At 72.3% G+C, this 22,961-nt stretch carries 23 protein-coding genes; 17 read left to right on the top strand and 6 right to left on the bottom strand.

The window, feature by feature from the left end:
• Positions 1-117: 117 nt before the first annotated feature.
• Positions 118-825, top strand: coding sequence for a FadR/GntR family transcriptional regulator (locus tag JAN01S_RS04240; protein ID WP_068314168.1), 708 nt, complete (start codon positions 118-120; stop codon positions 823-825).
• Here JAN01S_RS04240 and JAN01S_RS04235 read toward each other — a convergent pair whose 3' ends face one another.
• The gene (locus tag JAN01S_RS04235; protein WP_068314165.1) at positions 826-1,488 is read right to left on the bottom strand and encodes a response regulator transcription factor; all 663 of its coding nucleotides are present in this window, start codon (positions 1,486-1,488) and stop codon (positions 826-828) included.
• Complete coding sequence (locus JAN01S_RS04230; protein WP_068314162.1) at positions 1,485-2,738, bottom strand: sensor histidine kinase; 1,254 nt, start codon at positions 2,736-2,738, stop codon at positions 1,485-1,487. The genes JAN01S_RS04235 and JAN01S_RS04230 overlap by 4 nt, the downstream gene beginning before the upstream one ends.
• 139 nt (positions 2,739-2,877) lie before the next feature.
• Between JAN01S_RS04230 and JAN01S_RS04225 the strand changes: the two genes are divergently transcribed.
• Entirely contained in the window at positions 2,878-3,570 is a 693-nt protein-coding gene (locus JAN01S_RS04225) for a DUF4352 domain-containing protein (protein WP_068314159.1), read from the top strand.
• A gap of 48 nt (positions 3,571-3,618) precedes the next feature.
• Here the strand turns inward: JAN01S_RS04225 and JAN01S_RS04220 are convergent, their stop codons facing one another.
• A complete protein-coding gene (locus tag JAN01S_RS04220; RefSeq protein WP_068314156.1) occupies positions 3,619-5,046 on the bottom strand; it encodes an HAD-IB family hydrolase in 1,428 nt (475 codons plus the stop codon).
• A 61-nt stretch (positions 5,047-5,107) separates the two neighbouring features.
• Between JAN01S_RS04220 and JAN01S_RS04215 the strand changes: the two genes are divergently transcribed.
• The 15 genes from JAN01S_RS04215 to JAN01S_RS04145 all read left to right on the top strand — a co-directional run bounded on the left by JAN01S_RS04215 (position 5,108) and on the right by JAN01S_RS04145 (position 20,038).
• On the top strand, positions 5,108-5,764 hold the full coding sequence (locus JAN01S_RS04215; RefSeq protein WP_084360020.1) for a 4a-hydroxytetrahydrobiopterin dehydratase: 657 nt from the start codon (positions 5,108-5,110) through the stop codon (positions 5,762-5,764).
• Positions 5,761-6,501, top strand: coding sequence for a hypothetical protein (locus JAN01S_RS04210; RefSeq protein ID WP_157075591.1), 741 nt, complete (start codon positions 5,761-5,763; stop codon positions 6,499-6,501). The genes JAN01S_RS04215 and JAN01S_RS04210 overlap by 4 nt, the downstream gene beginning before the upstream one ends.
• Positions 6,498-7,232: a sensor domain-containing protein gene (locus JAN01S_RS04205; protein WP_068314150.1), complete on the top strand. Its 735-nt coding sequence runs from the start codon at positions 6,498-6,500 to the stop codon at positions 7,230-7,232. The genes JAN01S_RS04210 and JAN01S_RS04205 overlap by 4 nt, the downstream gene beginning before the upstream one ends.
• Before the next feature lie 4 nt (positions 7,233-7,236).
• Entirely contained in the window at positions 7,237-7,971 is a 735-nt protein-coding gene (locus tag JAN01S_RS04200) for a hypothetical protein (protein WP_068314147.1), read from the top strand.
• A complete protein-coding gene (locus JAN01S_RS04195) occupies positions 7,968-8,708 on the top strand; it encodes a hypothetical protein (RefSeq protein ID WP_068314144.1) in 741 nt (246 codons plus the stop codon). The genes JAN01S_RS04200 and JAN01S_RS04195 overlap by 4 nt, the downstream gene beginning before the upstream one ends.
• Positions 8,705-9,433 (top strand): hypothetical protein, encoded by a 729-nt coding sequence (locus JAN01S_RS04190; RefSeq protein ID WP_068314141.1) that lies wholly within the window; start codon positions 8,705-8,707, stop codon positions 9,431-9,433. Before JAN01S_RS04195 ends, JAN01S_RS04190 begins: the two co-directional genes overlap by 4 nt.
• Before the next feature lie 107 nt (positions 9,434-9,540).
• On the top strand, positions 9,541-10,251 hold the full coding sequence (locus JAN01S_RS04185; RefSeq protein ID WP_068314138.1) for a hypothetical protein: 711 nt from the start codon (positions 9,541-9,543) through the stop codon (positions 10,249-10,251).
• On the top strand, positions 10,248-11,027 hold the full coding sequence (locus JAN01S_RS04180; protein ID WP_068314135.1) for a hypothetical protein: 780 nt from the start codon (positions 10,248-10,250) through the stop codon (positions 11,025-11,027). Before JAN01S_RS04185 ends, JAN01S_RS04180 begins: the two co-directional genes overlap by 4 nt.
• On the top strand, positions 11,024-11,746 hold the full coding sequence (locus JAN01S_RS04175) for a hypothetical protein (protein WP_068314132.1): 723 nt from the start codon (positions 11,024-11,026) through the stop codon (positions 11,744-11,746). The genes JAN01S_RS04180 and JAN01S_RS04175 overlap by 4 nt, the downstream gene beginning before the upstream one ends.
• Before the next feature lie 76 nt (positions 11,747-11,822).
• Positions 11,823-15,455, top strand: coding sequence for a transglutaminase family protein (locus tag JAN01S_RS04170; protein WP_084360019.1), 3,633 nt, complete (start codon positions 11,823-11,825; stop codon positions 15,453-15,455).
• A 192-nt stretch (positions 15,456-15,647) separates the two neighbouring features.
• The gene (locus tag JAN01S_RS04165; protein ID WP_068314129.1) at positions 15,648-16,094 is read left to right on the top strand and encodes a MarR family winged helix-turn-helix transcriptional regulator; all 447 of its coding nucleotides are present in this window, start codon (positions 15,648-15,650) and stop codon (positions 16,092-16,094) included.
• 12 nt (positions 16,095-16,106) lie between these two features.
• Positions 16,107-16,529 carry an organic hydroperoxide resistance protein gene (locus JAN01S_RS04160; RefSeq protein WP_068314126.1) on the top strand — a complete coding sequence of 141 codons (423 nt, stop codon included), beginning with the start codon at positions 16,107-16,109 and terminating at the stop codon, positions 16,527-16,529.
• A 5-nt stretch (positions 16,530-16,534) separates the two neighbouring features.
• A complete protein-coding gene (locus tag JAN01S_RS04155) occupies positions 16,535-17,545 on the top strand; it encodes an NADP-dependent oxidoreductase (protein WP_068314123.1) in 1,011 nt (336 codons plus the stop codon).
• Positions 17,545-18,894 carry a cryptochrome/photolyase family protein gene (locus tag JAN01S_RS04150; protein WP_068314120.1) on the top strand — a complete coding sequence of 450 codons (1,350 nt, stop codon included), beginning with the start codon at positions 17,545-17,547 and terminating at the stop codon, positions 18,892-18,894. The genes JAN01S_RS04155 and JAN01S_RS04150 overlap by 1 nt, the downstream gene beginning before the upstream one ends.
• Before the next feature lie 76 nt (positions 18,895-18,970).
• The gene (locus JAN01S_RS04145; RefSeq protein ID WP_068314118.1) at positions 18,971-20,038 is read left to right on the top strand and encodes a hypothetical protein; all 1,068 of its coding nucleotides are present in this window, start codon (positions 18,971-18,973) and stop codon (positions 20,036-20,038) included.
• 9 nt (positions 20,039-20,047) lie between these two features.
• Here JAN01S_RS04145 and JAN01S_RS04140 read toward each other — a convergent pair whose 3' ends face one another.
• From JAN01S_RS04140 to egtB, 3 genes are read right to left on the bottom strand one after another with little or no spacing between them, the layout of a single operon-like run.
• Positions 20,048-20,671 carry a hypothetical protein gene (locus tag JAN01S_RS04140; RefSeq protein WP_068314115.1) on the bottom strand — a complete coding sequence of 208 codons (624 nt, stop codon included), beginning with the start codon at positions 20,669-20,671 and terminating at the stop codon, positions 20,048-20,050.
• Positions 20,668-21,624: an L-histidine N(alpha)-methyltransferase gene (gene egtD, locus JAN01S_RS04135; protein ID WP_068314112.1), complete on the bottom strand. Its 957-nt coding sequence runs from the start codon at positions 21,622-21,624 to the stop codon at positions 20,668-20,670. The genes JAN01S_RS04140 and egtD overlap by 4 nt, the downstream gene beginning before the upstream one ends.
• Positions 21,621-22,871, bottom strand: a complete 1,251-nt coding sequence (egtB, locus tag JAN01S_RS04130) for an ergothioneine biosynthesis protein EgtB (RefSeq protein ID WP_174522270.1) — start codon at positions 22,869-22,871, stop codon at positions 21,621-21,623. Before egtB ends, egtD begins: the two co-directional genes overlap by 4 nt.
• Between the last annotated feature and the right edge of the window lie 90 nt (positions 22,872-22,961).

Below are 22,961 nucleotides of genomic sequence, written 5' to 3'. Positions count from 1 at the left end.
GGTGGCGTCGGCGGGCGGGGTCCCGCCGCACCACTGTCCCAAACGTATGCTTAATATGCAACCAATCATCATCTCTTTCTTTGGAGGTGCAGCATCCCTTCTGAGACAATCCGGCTCATGAACCAGGGTGGGGGCCTGCACCACAGCGTGCTGACGCGCATCGGCGCCGACCTGACCTCGGGTCGGCTGGGCGCGGGCGACGTGTTCTCGATGGAGCAGATCGAGGCGCGCTACGGCGTCTCGCGCACCGTCGTGCGCGAGGTCATCAAGGTGCTGGAGTCGATCGGCGTGGCCACGTCACGGCGACGGGTCGGCGTGACCATCCAGCCCGAGAGCGCGTGGGAGTCGCTCAGCCCGTTGATCATCCACTGGCGCCTCGAGGGACCCCAGCGCCTCGCCCAGCTGCGCGAGGTCAGCGAGCTGCGCCGCGGCGTCGAGCCGCAGGCGGCCTGGCTGGCCGCCCAGCGGGCCACCCCTGAGCAGATCGAGCGACTGCGCGCCGCCGCCGCGGGCATGGCCGAGACCGGGCCGAAGGGGGAGCTGCGCACCTACCTCGAGCACGACATCGACTTCCACCGCACCCTGCTCGAGGCCTCCGGCAACGCGCTGCTGGCGGGCTTCGCCCCCTTCGTCGCCGAGGCGCTCACCGGGCGCACCGACCACGACCTCATGCCCGACATCCCGGAGCAGGGCGCCATCGACTGGCACGTGGAGGTCGCCGCGGCGATCGGCGACGGGCACCCCGAGCTGGCCGAGGAGACCACGCGACGCATCGTCACCGAGGCCCAGACCGCGATGGACGAGATCGACGCGGCCGGCGACTGATCAGCCGATCAACCCCGCCCGGTCGACGAGGATCGCCAGCTCGGCCCTCGACCCGACACCGAGTTTGAGCTCCGCACTGCGCAGGTGCGTCTTGACCGTGGACTCCGACAGGTGGAGCCGCCCGGCCGCACCGGCGGTCGTCTCCCCCCGGGCCATGAGGACGCACACCTCCCGCTCACGGTCGCTGAGCTCGGCCACCAGGCGAGCGGCCTCCGCGCGGCGGCGGCCCGCGACGTCATCGCGGACGTGGGCGAGGACGTGACCGGCGGACTGTGGTGACAGGGGCGCGTGCCCGGCCACGACATCCCGCACGGCTCGCACGATCTCGTCGGGTGAGGATGTCTTGAGCAGGAATCCGTCGGCCCCCGCCCGCACCGCCCGCAGGGGCAGGTCGCCCAGATCGAAGGTCGTGAGGAGCACGACCTTGGGCGGGCTCTCGAGTCGGCGGATCTCACCGAGCGTCGCGATCCCGTCGAGCTCGCGCATCCGGTAGTCGAGCAGCACGACATGGGGGCGGTGGGCCTGGATGGCGGTCACCGCCTCCTCCCCCGACCCGACGTCGGCGACGACGGCCAGGTCGGGCGATGCCTCGAGCATCAGGCGCACGCCGGAGCGCACGAGCGGGTCGTCGTCGACGAGGAGGACCCGGATCTGCTCGCTCACAGCGGCACCTCCGTCGTCGTGAGCGCGGCCCGCCAGGGCAGCCGCACGGCAACGCGCAGGACACCCTCGTCGTCGACATGCACGTGCGTCTCGCCGTCGGCATGGGCGACCCGCTCCCGCAGCCCGGTCAGGCCGTTGCCCTCGACGATGTGCCCCGAGCCGGTGCGGTTGGCCGCCTCCACGGTCACGCCGAGGTCGGGGCGCGAGGCGACCGCGAGGCGCACCCCGGCACCCGGAGCGTGGCGCCGCGCATTGGTCAGCAGCTCCTGCACGACGCGATAGGCGGTCTGTCCGACGGCCGGATCGAGCGTCGTCGTGCCGTCGAGGACCACCGTCGCCACGAGGGGCATCCCGTGGGCGACGGTCTCGTCGACGAGTCCGGGCAGGGCGTCGAGCCCTGGGACCGCATGGGCGAGATCGGGGTCATCAGGCCGACGCAGCACTTCGAGCAGCGACCGCAGGTCGGAGGCCGTCTGGGCCGCGGACTCGCGCACCAAGCTCGCCGACCCGGCGAGCCGCTCGTCCTGTTCACGCGTGTTGGCCTCGAGTGCCCCCGCGTGGATCGACAGGAGGGACAGGCGGTGACCGATGACGTCGTGGACCTCGCGGGCGATGCGCTCCCGCTCCGCCTGGCGCACCACCTCGTCGGAGAGTCGGGCTGCGACGACCCGGTGCCCCTCACCGGTGGCGCGGCTGCGGGCCAGCTCCCGGCGCAGTCCGCCGATCCCGGCGAAGAGGGCGACCACGACCACCGTGATGAGCACTGGGACCCACCACGGGAAGGGCCCGGGAGTCGCACTCGGGTCGGTCCCGAGGACGGTCCACCAGACCGACTCGAGCTGGGAGTGCCCGCGGGTGTCGCGCCAGGTCGCCACGAAGGTCGCGACCGTCACCAGTGCGGTGCACCCGGCCACCACGGCCCAGCGGCATCGGATCCACACCTGCATGAGCACGACGAGTGACACCAGCGGGTCGATGGGGATCGCGATCGTGACGAGCGAGGCGACGAGCGCCACCTGCCAGGACCAGCGTCGCCGCCACCACATCAGCACGATGAGCAGCATCCCGATGACCCAGAACAGCAGCCACAGCCCACCGGCCATCTCGTCCGGCACCCGGCCGGCGCCGCGGTCCGCGCGCGGCTCCCCCGAGGCAACGGCGAGCGTGGTGCTGAGGAAGCACGCGACGGTCCACAGCACCGAGCGCCACCACGTGGCCCGCCCCCAGCGTCGCACCGTCTCCGCGTCCATGCCGGGCATCGTACGAGCGAGGGAGGACAACGTGGCTCCTCCCTTCGGTCGACGAGGTCTGTCCGTTCGGCCGACGTGCGCCACCCCCGCCCCACGGTTGCATCTGCGGCATCACCCACCGCCGCACCCAGGAGTCACGATGACCCAGCAGCCCCAGCCCGAGTGGCAGCCCACCAACCCGCCCGTCCCCGCGGTCCAGCGCAGCTGGTTCGCCCGCAACAAGGCCCTGTCCGTCCTCCTGGGCATCGTGCTCGTCGTCATCGTGTGTTGCGGTGGCTTCGCCGTGCTCGCCGCCGGTGGCGCCGACACCGCATCCGACACCACATCCGACACCACGTCGGTCGACAGCTCCTCGAGCGAGGATGCGGCATCGCCCGCGAAGGAGGAGGAGCCCAAGGAGAAGACGTCGACCGCGGACGAGCCGCAGAAGGATTCGGCACCCGGTATCGGCTCCCCGGCGCGCGACGGGAAGTTCGAGTTCACCGTGACCAAGGTCGAGGAGGGCGTCGAGCAGGTCGGCTCCGAGTTCTTCAGCGAGTCCGCCGACGGCCAGTTCGTCCTCGTCCACATCACGGTGAAGAACATCGGTGACGAGTCGCAGACCCTCTTCGACTCCGAGCAGAAGCTCAAGGACGGCCAGGGCCGCTCGTTCAGCACCGACAGCGGCGCCGCGATCGCCATGGAGGACAACGACGTGTGGCTGAACGAGATCAACCCGGGCAACACGGCCAGCGGGACCCTCGTCTACGACATGCCGGCCGACGCCCAGCCGGCCGAGATCGAGCTGCACGACTCGATGTTCAGCGGAGGCGTGACGGTCTCGCTGAAGTGACCTCCGGGGGAGAGGTGCGGAGGGGGCGGCCGGCGGCCGCCCCCTCCGTCACTCCCCGTCGACCGCGAACCAGCGGTCCTCGTCGGGCACCTTGCCGTCGGGGTAGGTCAGCGCGAGCTCGGCGAGCGTCGGGCGCGCGGGCTCGCGCACCTCGTCCGGGAGCATCGAGGTGATCGCGTCGAAGATCCGCTCCATGTCGCGCGGCACGGACCGGTACTTCAGCTCGACCGGCTCGCCGAAGGTCACCGTCACCTCCGGTCGGCCGAGGAGGTTGGTGACGCGCGGGATCCGCGACGAGCGGGGCCAGACCTTTTCGGTCCCGGTGATGGCGAAGGGGATGACCGGCACCTTGGACAGGTGGGCCAAGCGGGCCGCCCCGGGGAACCCGGACATGCCCGGCCGGAAGAACTCGATGCCGCGCGGGATCGTCCCCTCCGGCATCATCGCGACGATCTCGCCGCCGGCGAGGGAGCGCACGGCTGCTGCGAAGGCATCCGGGCTGTCCGGGTCGTCACCGCGCCGGTCGACGCTGATGCCACCACCGGCCCGGAAGAAGCTGCCGACCCCGGGGATGTCGAAGAGCTCCTTCTTGCCGAGGAACCGCGCCGTGCGCCGGGTGCGGTTCATCGCCACCGCCATCGCGACGACGTCGAAGTAGGAACGATGGTTGCCGACCATGATGGCGGGGCCGGTGGCCGGCACGTTCTCCGCGCCGCGGATGGTGAACTTCGCGTACGGGAAGACCTCGGGTCGGCTGAGCAGGGTCACCGCCCGCTGCAGCTCCATGCCGAGGACCGGCAGCTTGAGGACACCCGGCGAGGTGTCGAAGTGCAGGGTCGGCCAGCGGGCCGCGATGGCGAGGGCCTGCAGCCGCGGGTCCGGGTTGACCGCTCCGGGATTGCCGACGGCGCGCAGCAGCGGCGCGTCATAGATCGAGTCGGAGTACGCGAAGGACTGGTCGAGGTCGATGCCCTCCTCCTCGGCCCACTCGCGGACCGCGGCGATCTTGCCCATCGACCAGACGAAGTGGCCGTCGTTGCGCCCGGTGAAGCGGCCGTCCTCGCCGACCTCGTAGCGCGTGGCGATGACGGCGTCGATCCCGAGCCGCTCGGCGAGCGGGAGCACGAGGTGCTCCGGCGTGGTCGTGGCCAGCACGACGGGCCGACCGGCCTCCTTGTGCTCGGCGATGAGCATCCGGGCGAAGGGCCCGACCATCGGCTCGAGCACGTCGGCGGCGAGCAGCGCCGCCTCGTCGAAGGCGTCGGAGGGTCTCCCCTTCGCCACGAGCACCGCCTGACGGGCCAGCGCGATCGAGCCGAGTGACTCCCCGAGCAGGTTGAAGTAGCCGAAGAGCAGCGACTCCCCGGGCATGCGTGCCGAGACCACCCCCGTCTGCCGCATCGCGGCGGACAGCGCCGGGCCGGAGGCCTTGGGCAGCAGGGTGCGGTCGAGGTCGAAGAAGGCGGCGCCCGTCATGCGGCGAGGCTACCGACGGGACCCGCTGCCGAACAGGTGCGCGGCGTCTAACGTGGGTCACATGAGCGATGACTCCGAGGTCCTCACCAGCACCCAGGTGGCCGAGCGCGCCCCCCGCGACTGGCGGGAGGTCGACGGCATGCTCCGCACCCGCCTGAAGGTCAAGGACTACGCAGCCGCCCTCGACCTCGTGAACCGCATCGCCAAGGCGGCGGACGAGGCCGACCACCACCCCGACATCGACCTGCGCTACAACTGGGTCGGCCTGCGGCTGGTCAGCCACGACGTCGGTGGGCTGAGCCCCCGCGACCTCGAGCTCGCCGGCGCGATCAGCCGGATCGCCGCCGACGTCGGCGCCGAGGCGGTCCCCGAGGTGACCACCTCGATGACGATCGGCATCGACACCGCCGACGCGGCCCGCATTCGCCCCTTCTGGACGGCCCTCACCGGCCACGGCGAGGCGAAGGGGGACGCCGACAGCCTCCCGTCACCCGACGGCCAGATGCCCGAGATCTGGTTCCAGGAGAGCGAGGCCCGGGAGGGCCGCAACCGGATCCACCTCGACGTCTACGTCCCGCACGACCAGGCGCAGGCGCGGGTCGACACGGTCGTCGCCGCGGGCGGCCGCCTCGTCACCGACGAGTTCGCCCCGTCGTGGTGGGTGCTCGCCGACGCCGACGGCAACGAGGCCTGCGTGTGCACGTGGCAGCCCCGATGACGCGACCCGCCCGGCGGGCCACCCGGCTCGCGGCACCGCTGCTGGTCGCCGGCAGCCTGCTCCTCGCCGCCTGCGGCGACGAGCCGGAGCCCCCGCCCGAGTCGACGACGCAGGAGGGGCAGGTGCCGACCGAGACCTCACCCGAGGTGCTCGACAAGCCGGAGCAGCAGGAGCTCGACGCCACGACCGCCCAGGAGGCCCTGCCGACCCTCGACGACATGCCCGACGATGGGTGGGCCATCGACTCCTCGACCTTCAGCGACGCCCCGATCAGCTACGAGCCCGCGGAGTGCGCCGACGTCGAGTTCGACTCGCAGGCGGCGAACGCCTTCACGGACGAGCACCGCGTGGTCAGGGAGCAGGCCCGCTTCAGCAAGTACATCGGCGACGGCAACCTCATCACCGCCACCTACATCGAGAGCCACGACGAGCCCTACCCCACCTCGCTCCTCGACGCCGCGGGGCAGCACGTCACCGACTGCGGCACCTACACGCACACGCAGAACGACTACACCACCACCCGGCACGTCGAGGCGATCTCGGTGCCGCCCCTCGGCGACCGCTCCTTCGGCCTGCGGCTGACCTCCGACAGGTCGGGCTCCTACACCGACCGGCTCTACGTGCGCAGCGGGCACAACCTCATCATCGTCATGGTCCTCAGCCACGAGGAGACCTACGACGGCGAGCTGATGACGAGCTACGCCGAGGACATCCTCGAGGAGCTCAAGACCTCATGAGCCCGGCCCGCCGACCCCTCGCCGGCATCGCCGTGGCCGCTGCCCTCGTGCTCACCGCCTGCGGCGACGACGAGCCGGCACCCGCCGCGTCCTCGTCGACGAGCGCGGCGACGGCGGCTGAGACCAGCCCCGAGGTCCTGGACCGCCCGGAGCAGCAGCAGGTCGACGCGACCACGGCGAAGGGGGCCCTGCCCACCCTCGAGGACCTGCCGAAGGGGTGGGCGGTCAACGCCAGCCCGGTCACCGACGACGAGCGGACCTACGAGCCGGCCGAGTGCGCGGCCGTCGAGCGGCGCACGTCGCAGGCCGCGGCCTTCGAGGAGGAGCACCTCGAGGTCACGGAGCGCGTCGCCTACTCCGAGTGGACCGAGGGCATCGCCAGCCACCTCGCCGTGACGCTCCACTCCTACGACGAGCCCTACCCCACCACCTTCTTCGACGAGGCCGGTCAACGTCTGGGTGAGTGCAGCGAGTACACCCGCACCATCGACGGCGACGCCCAGACCTGGCAGACCCGGGCCCTCACGACCCCGACCGTCGGCGACCGCGCGCTCGGCGTCAGGTACACCGCCGACGGGGACCGAGGAGGTCGGATCACCGACGAGCTGACCGTGCGCAGCGGTCACAACGTCATCGTCGTCAAGTACCTGCCCTCGGACACGAGCTACGACGACGACCTGCTGCAGGAGTACGCCCGGGACGTCCTCGACCGTCTCGAGCAGGCATCATGACGGCATGAAGCGCCGCCTCACCCCCTTCGTCCTCGCCGCCACCCTCGCCCTGCCGCTCGCGGCGTGCGGGGAGGACACCCCGGCGGCCACTCCCTCCACGGTCACGGTCACCAAGACCCCCGAGCCGCAGGAGGCGGGCCCCGAGCAGCGCCAGCTGACGGAGGACGAGATCATGGCGGCCCTGCCGTCCGAGGACGAGGCGCCCCGAGGGTTCCGCATCGACAAGCGCGGCTTCGACACGACGACGGTCAGCCAGCGCACGACCGACCCCGAGTCCTGCCTCGCCCTCTACATGTCCACCCAGGAGCAACGCGACTTCACCAAGGAGCACGGCGGCGACAGCGGCGCCATCCGGTTCTCCTCGCGACCGGGCGAGCCCGGCTCGCCGGGGATCTCGATCGCCATCTGGAGCTTCGACGAGCCCTTCCCCCAGGAGTTCTTCGACCAGGCCGGTGCCGCGCTCGCCGAGTGCCAGGACCACACCACCCAGATCTCGCCGGACGACTCGCCCGGCGAGTGGCAGGCGGACGCGATCCCGACGCCGACCGTCGGCGACCAGAGCTTCGGCGTGCGCATCGGGCGCCCCGACGTCGACCTCGCGATCGACTACATGTGGGTCCGCAGCGGCCACAACCTCATCCACGCCCGCATGATCACCGGCTACCGGCAGAGCAACGACCAGCGACTGCAGAAGTACACGCAGGGCATCGTCGACGAGCTGAAGAAGGGCACGTCGTGACCCGCACGTGGAGCCGGGTCGCCCCCTTCGCCATCGCCGCGCTCGCCCTCACCGCGTGCGGCGGTCAGACCTCGGCCGACGCACCCACCTCCGCCAGCTCCTCGGCGAGCGCCGCCACCAGCTCCTCGACCCCGACGGCCGAGGCCATCGACCGGCCCGAGCAGGAGCCCAAGACCCTCAAGCAGCTCGAGGCCGCGCTGCCGACGCGCGACGAGGCGCCCCGCGGTTGGGTGGAGTTCGAGGCGAAGCCCTCCGAGGACACGCGGACCGCAGAGCCCGCGTCCTGCCTCGCGCTCTACATGGACACGCCCGAGCAGCGCACCTTCGAGGAGGCGCACAAGACAGGATCGGCCAGCGTCTACTACGAGCAGGAGGACGGCGACCGCCCCAAGCCCCGCATCGGCGTCGCCGCGCGCACCTACGACGAGCCGTACCCCAAGGAGTTCTTCGACACGGCCGGGGCCGTGCTGGACGAGTGCGCCAACCACATCAGCCAGGCGACCAAGGAGTCCTCGCGCGCCGAGTGGCACGCCTCCTCCATCCCCACCCCGGCCGTGGGCGACCAGAGCTTCGGCGTGCGCATCGGCCGGCCGGAGGTCGACCTCGCCCACGACTACCTGTGGGTGCGCAGTGGGCACACGGTCGTCGTCGTCACCATGCTGACCACCTACGAGCTGACCAATGACGAGCGGCTGCGGAAGTACGCGCAGGGCGTGCTCGACGACCTGGCGACGTGACCGTGCGCCCCTCCCGTCTCGTCGCCCCGGCCCTCGCCGCCGTGCTCGCACCGGCGCTCCTCGCCGGCTGCGTCGGCGGGCCGGGCGGCGACCCCACCTCGACCGTCACCGTCACCGAGACCCCGGAGCCGCTCGGCCCGGCGCAGCAGGAGCTGACCGGCTCCGAGCTGACCGCCGCCCTGCCGAACGTCAAGGAGGTCCCCACCAACTTCGCGGCCGACCCCGGTGGCCGGGACCCCGAGGAGGAGCGCACCGAAACCGCGGACCCAGCCGCCTGCCTGGCCGTGGAGCTGAACACCCCGCAGATGCGCACCTTCCGCCGCGAGCACATGACCGCGGCCGACCAGAGGCGCTACTCGGCGACCTCCGGGGTGAGCGGCGTCAGCCTGCTCACCGTCGAGATGTGGACCCACGACGAGCCCTACCCGCGCGCCCACCTCGACGAGGCGGGAGCCGCCGTGGGCGAGTGCGCCACGTACACCGTCACGTCCAACGACACCGAGACCGGCCCGTGGGAGGCGAAGACCACCCCCATCCCCCTGCTGGGCGACCAGAGCCTGGGCGTGCGCGTCGGCGACCGCATGCACGACATCGCCGTGGACCACCTGTGGGTGAGCAGTGGCCACAACCTGCTCCACGTGAGCATGGTGACCGGGTACCGCGAGGACAACGAGGACCTGCTCGAGCGCACGGCCGAGGGTGTGCTCGACCGGCTGGAGCGCTGACCGGGTCGTCGTCACCACCGGGCGGTGAGCCCGCCTGAGCAATCTCACCCGCCCCCGCCGCCGGGCGTGGCCGTAGTCTGGGCGGCGGCCGACGTAAGGGGAAGGACATGGGGACATCCCGCACCGCACGGCGTGGCGCCGCCACGCTCGCTGCACTGGCACTGCTCACCGGGTGCGTGCCCACGCTCGCCGACGACGGAGGCGACGGTGACGCCACGCGGGTGGGCGCCGGCCAGCTCGACGAGGAACAGCTGAGCGGCGTGCTGCCCCGTGTGGAGCAACAGCCCCAAGGCTTCTCCGTCGACCCCGACAGCGGCAACGGCGCCGACCAGAGCGACCCCGAGGCCACCGCCTACCCGGCGAGCTGCCTCGACCTGCGGCTCGCCGGCGCCGCAGGCACCGACCTCAAGACCCACGAGCAGGCCGCGGTCAAGCGCGAGTTCGTCGGCGACAACGGCGGCTTCCTCTCGGTGACCGTCACGAGCCACGACACCGCGGTGCCGGACAAGCTCTTCGACGACGCCGGCGCCGCCCAGGGAGCCTGCGGCACCTTCCAGCTCATCGACAGCCAGGGCCCGACGTCGTGGAAGCTGTCTCCGGTGACCTTCCCGCAGATGGGTGACCGCTCCTACTCGACCCGCGTCGAGTCCACGACCGAGGGTGACATCTTCGAGGGCGGGGTCATCCACCTCGCGGCCTCGTCCGTCGGCAACAACCTCGTCTACGTCGTGTACAGCTCGGGCCCGGCATCGGAGTACGACCCCACCGCGGTGGAGAGCTTCACCCGGGCCACCGTCGACAACCTCACCGCCCTGTGACCCGCTCGACGCGCGCCCTGGCCGTCACCGCCGCCGTGGCCGTGGCTCTGTCGGGCTGCGGTCTGCGAGAGCGCATCCAGCCCACGACCACGGGGACGTCGACGCCGTCGACCACCACGGCGACGCCCGGGTCCAGCGCCACCTCCGAGGACCTCGGCACCCTCACCGGTGCCGGCCGGCCGATGGACGAAGGGGAGCTGCGCGCCGCCCTCCCCTCGGCCGGTGACCTCGGGGCCGGCTGGGAGGACGACCCGGCCAAGACCGTCTCCGAGACCCAAGCGGCCCAGGTCACCCCCTCGTCGTGCGCGCCCCTGCTGCAGAAGGGCCCCGGGTGGGACGAGGTGATGCGGACGCAGCGCGCCCGGGCCCAGGTGAACCTCCAGCGCGACGACAACCCCCCACCGCCCGGCACGCGACGCGACCACATGGCGGTGTGGGCCTACTCCTTCGACGACCCGTACCCGACCCGGCTCTTCGACGAGGCCGGAGCGCTCATCGCCGACTGCCCGGACTTCGACGTCAAGCAGGAGGACACGGGCAACACCAGCTCGTACGAGGCGACGCCACTCGGGTTCCCCCAGCTCGGTGACCGCACCCTCGCGCTGCGGCTGACGATCCAGCAGACCTTCGAGACGATGACCATCGACTTCGTCATCATCAAGGTCGGCCAAAACACCGTCTCGGTCGCCAACGGCACCTACAACGGCACGCCCAACGTCGGGGTGACCGAAAAGGCCGCACGCGCCGCGGTCGCCGGCCTCGAGGAGCAAGGGTGAGGCGCAGGTCCACCCCCTTCGTCGCGGCGACTGCCACTGTCGCGGCCCTCTCGCTCGCCGGCTGCATCCCGACGCTGGCCCGGGACGAGCCCACCCCCACGCCCGGGGTCGAGCCGACGGGCGCCGGCCGGCTCATGGAGCAGGAGGCCCTGCAGTCCGCACTGCCGACCTCCGGGGAGATCGGAGACTCCTGGCGCGCCGACGACGACGGCGCCACGTCCGGGTCGGAGGTCGAGCACTTCGACCCGACCCACTGCGCTCAGCTCGCCCGGACCGGTCCGGGATGGGACGAGCTCGCGGACACCGAGCACGCGCGCGCCAGGGCCGACTATGCCCAGGAAGCCGTCTCGACCATCGACTTCATCTCCGTGTCCATCACCTCCCACGAGTCGATCGCACCCGACGAGCTCTACGACAAGGCCGGCGACGCCGTCGCGGACTGCGCCAGCTTCAAGCTGCGGTACGACAAGGAGACGTGGCTGGAGTACCAGACCTCCCCGCTGTCCTTCCCCGTGCTCGGGGACCGCACGCTCGCCTACCGGTTCACCTTCGAGGCACCGAGTGACAGAGGGCCGCGGACGGTCCGGCTCGACGTCGTCGCGATCAAGCTCGGGCACAACTCCGTGTCCGTCTCGCACGTGTCGATGGACGACCCGCCCGACCCGGCCGTCACGGAGCACGCCGTCCGCACGACCATCTCCAAGCTGGAGCAGCAGTGACCGCCGGCACGCACCGCACCGCTCGCCGGTAGCCGCCCCACCACCTGACCGACCCCTGCGGACCTACAGTGGGCGGGTGACCATCCGAGTTGCCCTCGAGCACCGCACGTCCTACGAGTTCGCCGAGCCGGTCCACGTCTACCCGCACACGATCCGCCTGCGGCCGGCCCCGCACTCGCGCACACCCATCCCGAGCTACGCGCTGCGGATCGAGCCGGCGGAGCACTTCCTCAACTGGCAGCAGGACCCCTTCGGCAACTGGCTGGCGCGGGTGGTCTTCCCCGACAAGGTCTCCCGGCTCGACATCACCGTCGACCTGACGGCGGACATGACGGTCATCAACCCCTTCGACTTCTTCGTCGAGGACTGGGCCGCGACCTTCCCCTTCGCCTACCCGGAGCAGGTGCGTGCCGACCTGGCGCCCTACCTCCAGCCCGTCGACGACGGGGACGAAGGGAGCGGACCCGCCGCCGAGGTGAGCGCCTGGCTCGAGGAGGTCCTGCCGTCGGTCCTCACGGCGCCGCGCGATGCGGCGATCGGTGAGGGGACGCGCATCGTCGACTTCATCGTCGGGCTCAACCGGGCGGTGCGCGAGCGGGTCGACTACACCGTCCGGCTCGAGGCCGGCGTGCAGACCCCCCAGCGCACCCTCGAGCGCGGCATCGGCTCCTGCCGCGACAGCGCCTGGCTGCTCGTCTCCGCGCTGCGGCAGCTCGGCCTGGCAGCGCGCTTCGTCTCCGGGTACCTCGTGCAGCTGACCGCGGACCAGGGCGCCGTCGGGGCGGAGGGCCTCGACGGACCGGCGGAGGACTTCACCGACCTGCACGCGTGGGCCGAGGTCTACATCCCCGGCGCCGGCTGGATCGGGCTCGACGCGACGTCCGGCCTGCTGTGCGGTGAGGGGCACATCCCGCTCGCCTGCACCCCGCACCCGGTCTCCGCTGCTCCGATCAGCGGGGCGACCGCGCCGACGCAGGTCACCTTCGACTTCGCCAACACCGTCACCCGCTTCGCCGAGGACCCGCGGGTCACGCGGCCGGTGAGCGACGAGCAGTGGACCCGGATCACCGAGCTCGGCGAGGCCGTCGACGACCTGCTGACGCAGGGCGACGTGCGCCTGACGATGGGTGGCGAGCCCACCTTCGTCGCCGCCGGTGGCACCAAGGACCCGCAGTGGCACACCGCCGCCGACGGCGAGCAGAAGCGCGAGCTCGCCATGGCGCTCGCCCGACGCCTGTCCGAGCCCGGCACGCTGCGCCACCACGGCCAGGGCAAGTGGTACCCCGGCGAGCCGCTGCCGCGCTGGCAGATCGGGCTGTCGACCCGGCTCGACGGTCAGCCGCTCTGGCACGACCCCGAGCTGCTCGACGACCCGTGGGGCCCGGAGCGCGAGGACTCGACCTCGCCCGCGGCCGCCGCCGCTGCCCGTGACCTGGCCGTGGGCATCGCCCGACGTGCCGGGGTCCCCGTCGAGCAGCTCGTCGCCGCCGTCGAGGACCCGCTGCAGCGACTGGCCCAGGAGGCCCGCCGGCCGGCCGGTGAGGCGCCCACCCCCGGCGACCTGGCACCCGACGACGAGGAGGCCTCCGACGAGGCCCGCCGCGCCGCCGCGCTCGCCCGGATCGACACCGAGGTCGACCCCGACACCCCCGCCGCATGGGTGCTGCCGATCTTCCCCGCTCCGGACGGCGAGGGCTGGGCCACGACGACCTGGCGCACCCGCCGCGGGTTCCTCGCGCTCGTGCCCGGCGACTCGCCCGCCGGCCTGCGGTTGCCGTTGTCCTCCATCGCCTGGAGCGAGGGGCCGGTGGTCCCGGAGCGGTCCCCCTTCGCCCCGCACGGAGCGCTGCCGGCCCTCGACCCGGCGACGCTCGCCGACGTCGACGTGCCTCCCGCCCGGGTGCTGCCGATCGACGACGCCCCGCGCACCGCCCTGGCCGTGGAGCACCGCGACGGGCACCTCTTCGTCTTCCTGCCCCCGGTCAGCGACTTCGAGGACGCGCTCGCCCTCGTCACCGCGGTCGAGGCGGCCGCGCGCGAGATCGGACACCCCGTCGTCCTCGAGGGCTACCCGCTGCCCGGCGACGACCGCGTCCGCACGATGTCGGTGACGCCCGACCCCGGCGTCATCGAGGTCAACGTCGCGCCGACCGCCTCGTGGGGCGAGCTCGTCGAGCAGACCGAGGGCCTGTACGAGCACGCCCGCCAGATCCACCTGTCGACGGAGAAGTTCGACCTCGACGGCTCGCACACCGGCACCGGCGGCGGCAACCACCTCACCCTCGGCGGTCCGACTGCCGCCGACAGCCCGATGCTGCGCCGACCCGACCTGCTGCGCTCGCTCATCACCTACTGGCAGCACCACCCGGCCCTGAGCTACCTCTTCTCCGGGCGCTTCATCGGACCGACCTCGCAGGCACCACGCGTCGACGAGGGTCGCGCGGAGTCGCTGTACGAGCTGGAGATCGCCTTCGCCCAGCTCGAGCACGTCATCGCCATGGAGCACGACGAGTCGGCGATCACCGATCCGCTCGACGAGACCCACCGACCCAAGCGCGACACCCGGCCCTGGCTCGCCGACCGGCTGCTGCGGCACCTGCTCACCGACATCACGGGCAACACCCACCGGGCCGAGTTCTGCATCGACAAGCTCTTCGCGCCCGGCTCGGAGCGCGGCCGGCTCGGGCTGCTCGAGATGCGCGGCTTCGAGATGCCGCCGCACCCGCGGATGGCGCTGCTGCAGGCGCTGCTCGTGCGGGCGCTCGTCGCGCGCTTCTGGGACGAGCCGTACACCGGGTCGCTCGTGCACTGGGGCACCCGCCTGCACGACCGGTACCTGCTGCCCGCCTTCGTCGCCGCCGACCTGCGCGAGGTCATCGACGACCTCAACCGCTACCTCGAGCGGGTCGGCGCCGGGCAGATCGACCCGGCGTGGTTCGACGCCTTCCTCGAGTTCCGCTTCCCCCGCCTCGGCGACACGACGGTCGCCGGTGTCGAGCTCGAGCTGCGCTCGGCCATCGAGCCGTGGCACGTCCTCGGCGAGGAGGTCAGCCAGTTCGGCACCGCGCGCTACGTCGACTCGTCGGTCGAAAAGGTCCAGGTGCGCGCCGTCGGCCTCGTCGAGGGCCGGCACGTCATCACGTGCAACGGCGTGCCCGTGCCGATGGTCCCCGTCGCCGAGCAAGGGTGGGGCGGTCCCGTCGGGGCGAAGGGGAGCACCGGCGCCTTCGTCGGTGGCGTGCGCTACCGGGCGTGGGCGCCCCCTTCGGCCCTCCACCCGACGATCGGTGTCCACGGTCCGCTGACCTTCGACCTCGTCGACCGGTGGTCCGGTCGCTCGCTCGGCGGCTTCACCCACCACGTCACGCACCCGGGCGGGGTGGCCTACGACAGCTTCCCCGTCAACGCCGCCTCGGCCGAGGCACGACGGTCGGCACGCTTCGTCGCCGGCGACCACACCCCGGGGCCGATCGACGTCTCGACCCTGCCCGAGCCGCACTCCGGCCTGGGACCGGCGGTCACCGACTACCCGGTGACGCTCGACCTGCGCCGCTACCCGGGGACCGACCACCGTCCGGGCACCGAGGACGAGTTCGCCACCCCGCCGACCGAGTCCGTCGACCCGGGCATGCCGCCTGCCGACGGAGAACCCGTCGTCGAGACCAGCGCCGAGGGACCGGTGCAGGAGACGGTCGAGCAGCCGGGCTGACGCACGGACCCGGCGCCCTCAGCCGCTGGTCACGATGAGGTCCTGGTGCCCGCTGGCACCTCGTCGCTGCGGGCGATGTGCTGCCGGTAGAGCTCGACCGCCTCCGCCCCCGTCATGTGCTCGTGGGACCACCCGTCGTGTCGAGCATGCTTTTATGTTGTGCGCAATTGAATTGCGTGCAATAGTTGTCTGGTGCAGACGAACCAGCAGCTCGACCACCAGATCTGCTTCGCCCTCTACTCCGCCGCGCGGGCGGCCACGGCCGCCTACCGCGAGGCCCTTGCCGAGATCGGGCTGACGTACACCCAGTACGTCACGCTGCTCGCCCTGTGGGAGCGCGACGGCCGGACCGTCTCCGAGCTCGGCGAGGCGCTGCACCTCGACAGCGGGACCCTCTCCCCCCTGCTCACACGGCTGGCGGCCAGTGGGCTCGTCGAGCGTCGTCGCGAAGGGGGGGACGCCCGCCGCGTGACCGTCCACCTGACCACCGCCGGCCGGGACCTCGAGTCGCAGGTCGCGGCGATCCAGCGCCGCCTGCACGACGCCGTCGACATGGAGCCGGAGGAGCTGGCCACCCTGCGCGAGCTCGCCCAGCGCTTCTGCGAGTCCGCCGCACACCTCGATCAACCCACCACCTGAAGGAGCACCACGATGAAGACCATCTACACCGCAGAGGCTCTTGCCACCGGCGCCGGTCGCGACGGCCACGGCCGCAGCGCGGACGGCCAGCTCGATCTCGACCTCGCCATCCCCCGGGAGATGGGTGGGTCGGGCGATGGCACCAACCCCGAGCAGCTCTTCGCCGTCGGCTTCGCCGCCTGCTTCCACTCCGCGCTCCAGATGGTCGCGCGGCAGGCCTCCGCGGACATCACCGACTCATCGGTCGGGTCCCGGGTGCACATCGGTCCGACCGAGGACGGCGGATTCCAGCTGGCCGTCGAGCTCGAGGTCACCCTGCCGCACCTCGACGGGGAGATCGCCCAGCAGCTCGCCGACCGGGCCCACGAGGTCTGCCCCTACTCCCACGCCACCCGTGGCAACATCGACGTGACCGTCACGGTCACCCAGGACTGAGGCCCATGAGCACCACCCCCACCAGCACCCGCCAGATCGTCCTCGCCTCACGCCCGACCGGCGCCCCGACGAGCGACAACTTCCGCCTCGAGACCGTCGACCTGCCCGAGCCGACCGACGGCCAGGTCGTGGTGCGCAATGTCGTCATGTCCGTCGATCCGTACATGCGCGGCCGGATGAACGACGTGAAGTCCTACGTCGCCCCCTTCGCCGTCGACGCCCCGCTCGAGGGTGGCGCCGTCGGTGAGGTCATCGCCTCCCGGTCCGCCGACGTGAGCGTCGGCCAGCACGTCCTGCACGGCGCCGGCTGGCGGGACCACGCCGTCCTGCCGGCCGAGTCGGCCACGGTCGTCGACACCGACCGCGCCCCCGCGTCCGCCTACCTCGGGGTCCTCGGGATGCCGGGTCTCACCGCCTACGTGGGTCTCACCGCCGTCGCCGAGATGCGCGCTGGCGACACCGTCTTCGTCTCCGGTGCGGCCGGGGCCGTGGGGCAGATCGCCGGGCAGGTCGCGCGCGCCCTGGGTGCCGGACGGGTCGTCGGCTCCGCCGGCTCGGACGACAAGGTCGCTCGGCTTCAGGAGATCGGCTACGACGCCGGCTTCAACTACAAGACGGCGCCCGTGCGCGAGAGCCTGCGCGAGGTCGCTCCCGACGGGATCGACGTCTACTTCGACAACGTCGGCGGCGACCACCTCGAGGCAGCGATCTCCTCCCTTCGCCTCCACGGGCGGGTCGCGATGTGCGGCGCGATCTCGCAGTACAACGCGACCGACCCCGTGCCCGGACCGCGCAACCTCGCGCAGGCGATCGGCAAGGGCCTGACGCTGCGCGGGTTCATCGTCGGCCAGTACCCACAGCTGGCCGCCGAGTACCGGGAGCGCGCTGCCAGCTGGCTCGAGGACGGCCTGCTGCAGGCCGACGAGACCTTCCGCGACGGGCTCGAGGGCGCTCCGCAGGCCTTCATGGACCTGCTCGAGGGAGCCAACACCGGCAAGATGATCGTGCGCCTCTGATGGCGACCTCACTCATGTGGTTCCGACGGGACCTGCGCCTACGCGACCACCCCGCCCTGCGGGAGGCCGCCTCACGCGGCGCGGTGCTGCCCCTCTTCGTCATCGACCCGTCGATGTGGGGGCCGGCCGGCGCGGCGAAGACCGCGTGGTTGGCCGCCACCCTGCGGGCGCTCGACGCGTCGCTCGACGGTCGTCTCGTCATCCGCCTCGGCGACCCGGCGGAGGTCGTGCCGCGCGTCGCCCGCGAGGTCGGGGCCACCTCGGTCCACGTCAGCCGGGAGAACGAGCCCGGCGGCGTCGAGCGCGATCGTCGGGTCGTCGCCGCGCTGCGCGAGATCGGCGTCGAGGGTGTGGCCACCGGCTCGCCCTATGCCGTCGACCCCGGCACGGTGCGGACGAAGGGAGGCACCCCCTTCAAGGTCTTCACCCCCTTCGCCGCCGCGTGGCGCGAGCACGGCTGGGACGCGCCGACGAGTGCGCCGCGAGGCGTCGAGTGGGTCGAGGCCGACACCGACGGCCGGGTCGAGGCGATGCTCGACAAGGCGGCCCGCGAGTGCCCGATCGACCTGCCGACCGCGGGCGAGGACGCCGCGAGGCGGCGCTGGCAGCGCTTCCGCGACGAGGCGCTGGCCGACTACGACCACGATCGCGACCTCCCGGCCGTCGAGGGGACCTCGCGCATGTCCGCCGACCTGCACCTCGGGGTCGTCCACCCCCGCCAGCTCCTGCACGACCTGCGCGACGAGCGCGGCGACGGGGCGCAGACCTACCGCACGGAGCTGGCATGGCGGGAGTTCTACGCCGACGTGCTCTGGGCCAACCCGGACTCCGCGTGGCAGGACCTGCGGCCACTCCCCCTTCGCTACGACGAACCGCAGGACGCCATCGAGGCGTGGCGCGAGGGGCGCACCGGCTACCCGATCATCGACGCGGGCATGCGCCAGCTGCTCGGCGAGGGATGGATGCACAACCGGGTGCGGATGGCCACGGCGAGCTTCCTCACCAAGGACCTGCACGTGTGGTGGCCCGTCGGCGCGCGGCACTTCCTCGAGCACCTCGTCGACGGGGACCTCGCGTCCAACAACCACGGCTGGCAGTGGGTCGCCGGCACCGGCACGGACGCGTCGCCGTACTTCCGTGTCTTCAACCCCGTCACGCAGGGCAAGCGCTTCGACCCCGACGGTGCGTACGTGCGCCGGTGGGTGCCGGAGCTGGCCCATCTCGAGGGCGCCGCAGCGCACGAGCCGTGGAAGCACGACGACGGATACGCGCACGACTACCCGGAGCGGATCGTCGACCACGCGCAGGAGCGTCTCGAGGCCCTGGCGCGCTACGACGAGGCGACCTGAGGCGAGCTGCTCGCCGCGTCGGGTGCGACACGAGGCCCGTGCGCGGTCGACGACCGGGTGGACTACCTTGTGCGCCATGAGCGCACAGCCCACCGCTGCACCCACCTCCGGACCCGACGTCGACCAGTTCAGCAAGCCGCCGCTGGGCGCGATCATCTTCTTCGGAGTGGTGGCCCTGGTGGGCCTCGGGCTGCTGCTGCGCGGCCTGACCGCCAAGGCCGTCGCCAGCTGCCACGGGGTGACCATGGCACCCGGCGACACGTGCACCACCGGCGACTCCAGTCGCCGCGGCGGCACCGGCAGCTACACCCAGGACTTCCAGACCGTGCTCGACGGCGCCGAGGGCACGCTGCGCGGATTCCAGCTCGGCGGGCTGCTCGTCCTGCTCGGCGCCCTCGTCGTCATCGCCCTGCTGCTGGCCACCTGGCGGCGCGACCGGGCGCTCGTCTCGGCCCTGGCACAGGAGCGTCCCGAGCACAGCCACGTCGACCGAGGCCTGCTGGTGCCCGTCTTCGGGGGGATCTGCGCGATCGCCCTCCTCGGTGCGGGCGGATTCCTCTTCTTCCACATGCAGGGCGCCTCCGGGATGAGCCCGCTGTGGACCGTCATCTGCGCCGCGCTCGTCATCGTCGGGGTCCTGGCCCTCGTCATGTCCCGGCCCAAGGGCGCCACGGCGCTGCTGGTCTACCCGGACCAGCTGGGTGTCGTGAACCGCGGGGCGCGCTCGAGCGTCCCCTTCGCGGACGTCCAGTACTTCCTCGGCGACACCACCCGCTCGTTCAACTGGGTCGGCAGCGGCCGCAGCGACATCATGCTGACGACGGACGAGTCGCCGGCCTTCCGCGATGCTCTGGCCCAGCGCGCCCACACGGCCCTGCTGCAGGCCGCCCCCCAGCGCCTCGCGCAGGGCGAGGCACTCGACTTCGGTGACATCACGCTGCGGCGCGACGCGCTGACCATCGCAGGCAAGACGATCTCCATGGGGGACGTGGCCGGGTTCCGCGTCGTCAAGGACGACGACAACACCGCCTACGAGGTGCACGACGGTGCAGGCAACGCGCTGGGTCGCACGGCCACGTCCCGGGTCGCCCACACCGCGGTCCTGCGCCAGGTGCTCGCCGGGTCGGGCATCACGCTGCCCTGATCGGGGCCGTCAGGCCGTCTCGACGCCTCGCTCGACCGTCGTCGTCACCCGCGTCAGGCTCGGCGACGCGGGTGTGGAGCTGAAGCCGAATCGTGGCGGCGGCGTGACCGGGGCGAGGTCGCCGAGGCCCTGGCCAGACCAGGTGCCGGACAGCGCGGTCACCCGCCGCTGGTCGTGCGCCCCGTAGTACTCGCGCCGCCCACCACCGGCGCTGCCCACGGTGCGCACCCCCGGCAGCAGCCGCCGCGCGATCGGGTCGGCCAGATGAGCGAAGGCGCGGCTGCGCCCCACCCGCTCGGGCACGGGGCGCAGGAGCCGGCCGATCGCCGTGCGCTCTCCCAGACCGATCGTGCACCGCAGCGGGCCTGCGTCGAGGCGCCACACGTCGTCGTCGGCCTGCAGGGTGACCGGGCCGACCCGGACCTCGTCGAAGGAGTAGGTCGCGGCGACGTACTGCGCGACGTCGTCGTCCGGGGCCAGCAGGACCCGACGGTCGTCGGGCGTCGCGACCATGACATCGGTGAAGGCCCCGAGGGGCGAGGCCCACCAGTCGCCGACCACCAGCCGCAGCCCGCTGCTGCTGCCCGCCCCGAGGATGCGCCCGTGGAAGCGCTCGAGGACGGTGCGGGTCACGGCGTGCCGTCGTCACGGCCGGCGACCCGGGCGAGCGTCAGCGAGAAGTCGCCCGCCGCGTCCATCCAGCTCCTCACCGGCTCGAAGCCGTGCTCGGTCAGCTCGTCACGGAGCAGGCCGAGGTCGAACTTGCGCGAGATCTCGGTCCGCAGGTACTCACCCTTCGCCAGGCGCCACGTGCGACCGATCCCGGTGAAGTCGGCCGTGATGTCGCGCACCGCACGCAGCCGCATCTCGATGCGCGAGGCACGGTCGTCCCACGCGGCCTCGTGGACGAGGTCGTCGCGGGACAGACCCGTGACCGGCGTGGTGTGGGTGATGACGTCGACGAGATTGAGGTTGAAGCGCGCGGTCACGCCTGCCCCGTCGTCGTAGGCCGCGACGAGCCGGTCCGGGTCCTTGACGAGGTCGGCTCCGAGGAGCAGGTGGTCACCGGGGGCGAGGGCCGCGTGCACCATGTCGAGGAACCCGGAGCGCTCGTCCTCCTCGAAGTTGCCGATCGTGCCGCCGAGGAAGACGAGCAGGCGTTCGCCCGGCTCCCCCGACAGCGGTGGCAGGTGGTGGAAGTCGGCGACCGCCGGCTCGACCCTCAGGTCCGGGTAGTCCACGCGCAGCCGGTCGGCGGCCTCGAGCAGGACCTCCTTGCTGATGTCGAGGGGCGCGTAGAGCGCGGAGCGCCCCTGCGCGGTGAGGGCGTCGAGCAGCTCACGGGTCTTGGTCGCCGTGCCCGCCCCCAGCTCGTGCAGGCTCCGCGCGCCGCTCAGCGCGATGATCTCGCCGCTGCGGTGGGTGAGGATCTCCTGCTCGGCACGCGTCGGGTAGTACTCGGGCAGGGTGGTGATCTCGTCGAAGAGGCGGGAGCCCCGCTCGTCGTAGAACCAGCGTGGCGGCAGGGTCGGCGGGTGCGACCAGAGGCCGGAGCGGAGGTCGGCCTCGAGCTCGGCGCGGCTCACCGGGCGAGTCGCAGTCCGGAGAAGGCCCACCGGGACGCGGCCGGGAAGAAGTTGCGGTAGGTCGTGCGCGGGTGGTCCGGCGGGGTCACCGCGGAGGCTCCCCGCAGGACGTGCTGGTCGTTCATGAACTTGCCGTTGTACTCGCCCACGGCGCCCGGGGCCGTCTCGAATTCCGGGTACGGCAGGTACGCGCTCGCCGTCCACTCCCAGACGTCGCCGAAGGTGACCTCGGCCGCCGGCCCGGGGTGGCAGCGCTCGGGGTCGAGCAGACCGCCGTGCGTCTGGTGACCGCTCACGGCGCGCGCCTCCCACTCCTGCTCGGTGGGCAGGCGGTGGCCCGCCCACCGGGCGAAGGCATCGGCCTCGAAGAAGGAGATGTGGCACACCGGCTCGGCGGCCACCACCGGACGGCGTCCCGACAGGGTGAAGGTCGTCCAGCCGTGGTCGTCGTCCCGGCGCCAGTAGCCGGGCGCGTCCCAGCCCGTGGCCTGCAGGGTCGCCCACCCGTCGGAGAGCCACAGGTCAGGGCGCTCGTAGCCCCCGTCGTCGATGAACTGAACCCACTCGGCGTTGGTCACCTGGCGGGCGCCGACCTCGACATCGTCGAGCCACACCCGGTGGCGCGGGCGCTCGTTGTCGAAGGCGAAGCCGCTGCCGTCGTCGCCGATGTGCGTGACCCCTCCGGGCACGTGCGTCCAGCGCTGCGGGACCGGGTCGGCCGCGGGGTCGGGGTCGAGCGCCCGCTCGACGTAGACCGGTTGGAGGACATTGCCCGAGAGGAGGTGCTTGACGTCCATGAGGAGCAGCTCCTGGTGCTGCTCCTCGTGGTGGCAGCCGAGCTCGACGAGGTCGAGCAGGGTCTCGTCGAGGGTCCCGGCCTCGAGCCGGGCGACGAGCTGCTGCTCGACGTCCTGGCGGTAGGCCGCGACCTCGGCGACGCCCGGGCGGGTCACGTGTCCGCGCGCGGCGCGGGGGTGGCGTTCCCCCACGGCCTCGTAGTAGCTGTTGAAGAGGTAGCGGAAGGCGGGGTCGCGCGGCCGGTAGGCGGGGTCGGCGCCGAGGACGAACTCCTCGAAGAACCACGTGGTGTGGGCTCGGTGCCACTTCGTCGGGCTGGCCTCGGTCATCGACTGGGGCGTCTGGTCCTCGGGACCGAGGTCCCGGGTGAGTCGGTCGGTCCGTGCCCTGACGGCGAGGAACCGCTCGGTCAGCGCAGCGAGGTCGGGTCGGGGAGAGATCGTGGTCATGCTGTCCTCCATGCGACGGAGGTTGACGACCACCGTCGGGCACCGGGGAAGTGGAGCTTCGGACGGGTATGACGCTACGCGCATCCCACG

Origin of the sequence: Janibacter anophelis NBRC 107843 (genome assembly GCF_001570945.1) — a bacterium.
Taxonomy (GTDB): Bacteria; Actinomycetota; Actinomycetes; order Actinomycetales; family Dermatophilaceae; genus Janibacter; species Janibacter anophelis.
This window is presented reverse-complemented; position numbering and strand designations above follow the sequence as displayed.